This window comes from Candidatus Zixiibacteriota bacterium (assembly GCA_020853795.1).
Classification (GTDB): domain Bacteria; phylum Zixibacteria; class MSB-5A5; order CAIYYT01; family CAIYYT01; genus JADJGC01.
Window position 1 is genome coordinate 1 of the sequence record JADYYF010000063.1, and the last position, 3,300, is coordinate 3,300.

At 59.1% G+C, this 3,300-nt stretch carries 3 protein-coding genes; 1 reads left to right on the forward strand and 2 read right to left on the reverse strand.

Annotated elements, in window-relative coordinates; all coding sequences use genetic code 11:
- Together IT585_04550 and IT585_04555 are read right to left on the reverse strand one after the other, a co-directional pair.
- A partial coding sequence (locus tag IT585_04550; protein MCC6962504.1) for a mechanosensitive ion channel occupies nt 1-842 on the reverse strand: 842 nt, incomplete at its 3' end.
- A 15-nt stretch (nt 843-857) separates the two neighbouring features.
- The gene (locus IT585_04555; protein MCC6962505.1) at nt 858-2,573 is read right to left on the reverse strand and encodes an Ig-like domain-containing protein; all 1,716 of its coding nucleotides are present in this window, start codon (nt 2,571-2,573) and stop codon (nt 858-860) included.
- Nucleotides 2,574-2,686: 113 nt separating this feature from the next.
- Between IT585_04555 and IT585_04560 the strand changes: the two genes are divergently transcribed.
- On the forward strand, nt 2,687-3,300 hold a 614-nt coding region (locus tag IT585_04560; GenBank protein MCC6962506.1), incomplete at its 3' end, for an aminopeptidase.

A 3,300-nucleotide genomic window follows, 5' to 3' on the forward strand; every position in this document is an offset into this window, starting at 1 on the left:
ACATTCAGCAAAATCGCTTTCACCTTCTCGATATCGCTGCCGTACGCCACGCCGATATCGATCTTGACACGGATCGTCTCCTCCGGATATGACAAATTGGTGACCTTGGCCTTTACGAGTTCGTTGTTCGGGACGATCACCAGCGTGTTGTCGAACGTCATGAACTTCGACGAGCGCAAGCCGATGTCGTAGACATCCACCGTCTCCCCGCTGGCCAATACCACCCGATCGCCCTTGCGGAACGGCCGGTCGAGCATCAGAATGAACCCGGCGATCATGTTCGCCACCGTGTCCTGCGCTGCCAGCGCAATCGCCAGCGAACCGACCCCCAGGATCGCAATCAAGCCCTTGACGTCGACCGCAAAATGGTCCAGCACCGTGACCACGCCGATCGCCACCACCACCACGTTGAGAATCCGCCGAATCAGCGGCAGCAACTGGTCATCAAGCGTGCTTTCCGTCTTGGCCGCGACCTTGTCGGCATACCAGCGCGTGAAAATCTTGACCAGCCGCAGCATCACCATCGTCACGACGAACGCAAAGCCGACAAAGACTGCGCCGGAGGTGATCTTGAAGACCCAGTCCTTCGATTCGGAAGTGAGCAGATCGAGCCGCTTCAGCGCGATCGTCGCGCCGACAAAGATCATCGCGTAACGAATCGGCGCCTTGACGGCATCGAGAATCTTGTCGTCGAGATCGGTCTTGGTGCGCGCCGCCAAATAGCGCTTGACGAGGTTGATGATCAGAACGACAACCTCGGACAGCAGATACGCCCCGAGCACGATCGCCGCAAACACGATCGTCTCCGCTAACCAAACCGGCAGTGAGGATAAATCGATCATCGCGCCTCCTGTCTCCTACTCTAACTTGAGAACATAGTCTTCGTGGTCAAACCGCGCGCGCACCCGCACGCTGTCGGCTACCAACCAACCGCGCTCGGCAAAACCAAACGGCCGCAAACTCCCGCCGTCCCACCGATCGTTGCCGTTGGCGTCGCTGAAGGCCGTTACCGTATATAGGTCAGGATAGAGCGACAACTTGAACGCTCCCGCCACCTGCTCGCGCAAGAAGTACTGCTGTTTGCGCGTCGCACCTGCAAAGACCACCGTCACGGACAGGTCTTTCGGCACCTCGATCACGCCGCTCAAACTCGCCAATGAGTCCGGCGCCGCGACCGTGAGTTTGAAATTGTACATCGTGTCGGCTCCCGTGTTGCCGGCGCGATCCATAATCTTCCGCATCTGCACCACTGTCGTCAACGGCCGTTCCGCCGGCAACACTTCACTCGTAGTCAATTTGTAGCGCGTCGAACCGGCTACCTGCGTCAACGCCCCGAAGACCACCTGCGCCGAGTCGATCGAGATAATCACCGCGCTGTCCCTGACTGTCACTGGCTCCGAAAACACCAGCCGCAACGTATCCCCTGGATAGACTGTCGCAGTCTGTCCCGCCGGAATCCGCTCCTTGATCACTGGCGCGACCTGATCGACTCCGCGATACTCTACCGCGCACGAACACACTTCGCCCCCCAACCGCTTGCCCGCATTGCCCCGCACTCCGCGCAGAATCAGCGCATACGTCGAGTCCCGCAACAGGGCCTGATTCCACAGGTACACCCGCTCCGGTTCGGCGGTGAGCAAACTCACGACCTCCGGATGCAGCACTTTTCCTTCCGCATCAACGATGCTGATCGAGTCGCTCACCACCGTCGCCGGATCAAGCGGCTCGCCGGCAAATTGCACAATCAGCGCGCCGTTATCTTCACTGCAATTGATCAGCGCCAATTCCGTCGAATCATAGCGCGTCACGTGCAGATCGAGCCGCTGCGGTTTGATCTCCGGTGGGAAGGCATTCACCAGGTATGGCGGCAGCGCAATCCTCTCGACTGCACTACTGATCAGGTTGTCGCGATCCTTGTCCTCGACCCCAAGCACGAGATACTCCCCCTCTTTCATGTTCGCGAACGCAAAACTTCCGTCGCTGCCCGACTCCGTGATGTAATCCGGAATCCGCACGAACAGCGAATCGATCAGAGTCGCATCATTCGCGTAGGCAAACACGCGAAAATTCACCAGCGGTTTCTGCTGGTCGTAGATGTGCCCCGCGATCAGCCCCGAATCGATCTGCTCCCCCGTCGAGAACGCCAGCGTCTGCGACGACGTCAGCCGGTTGCCCTGCAAGTCCTGCAGCGATGCGCCGAGCGTGATCACATACGTCCGACCCGAATCCAGCGGCTCATTCGGCTCGATGCGCAGCCGCGCTCCCTTGACCCGCACCGTCGGCTCGACCTTCAGCGGCGGCGAAATAAACAGCGCATTCCCGATCGCCTTGCCGTTGATCCGCTCCGAAAACTCCACCACGATCGGCGCCGCAGGATCCACCATCGTCGCGCCCCCGGGCGGCGTCGTCGCTAAAATCTCTGGCGGCGTCTTGTCCGCCGGTCCGCCCGGCGGCGGCATCTCCTTCGCACACGAGGCCAGAAGCACTGTCGCGATCAGAAAAACGACCCGCGCCCGATTCCCCCTTGGCAAAGGGGGACCGAGGGGGTTGTGCTCTTCCATCTTCCACCGCATCTTCATTTCGCGCGATTATAATTGATTTGTCCGCCGCTCAGCAATTAATTAATCGCAAGACACATTTTGCTCCGCCGGCTGCACGCCGCGACGGATTTTTCCGGAGGTAGTTCATGCAAGATCCCCGCCACGATAAACTCGCCGACATCCTCGTCAACTGGTCGTGCGAGGTCAAGAAGGGCGAAGTCGTCTACATCGAAATCAAGGGCGTCCCCACCCTCGAACTGGGCAAGGCGATCATCCGCAAGGTCACCAAGGCCGGCGGCGTTCCCTTCTGGTTCTACAACGACGAATCGTTGATTCGCCAGTTCCTCGCCGGCAACACCGCCGAGCAGATCAAGGCCTTCGCCAAGTTCCACCTGTCGATGATGAAGCAGGCGCAGTGCTATATCGGCGTGCGCGGCTCGGAAAATCCCTTCGACCTCAACGATATCCCCGGCGCCAAAATGAAGCTGTGGAACTCGCTCTTCTATCATCCGGTCCACCTCGAACAGCGCGTCAAGAAAACCAAGTGGGTCGTGCTGCGCTATCCCAACAACGCCATGGCGCAATTGGCGCAGATGCCGCAGGAGAAATTCGAGCAGTTTTACTTCGACGTCTGCTGCATCGACTACGCCAAAATGTCCAAGGCCATGGACCCGCTGGTCAAGCTGATGAAGCGCACCAACAAGGTGCACATCAAAGGCCCCGGCAAGACCGATCTGAAATTCTCGATCAAGGGGATCGG

What these genes read in the sequence shown, in the direction of transcription:
- IT585_04555 (MCC6962505.1), bottom strand. Translation starts at nt 2,573, where the DNA reads ATGCGGTGGAAGATGGAAGAGCACAACCCCCTCGGTCCCCCTTTGCCA.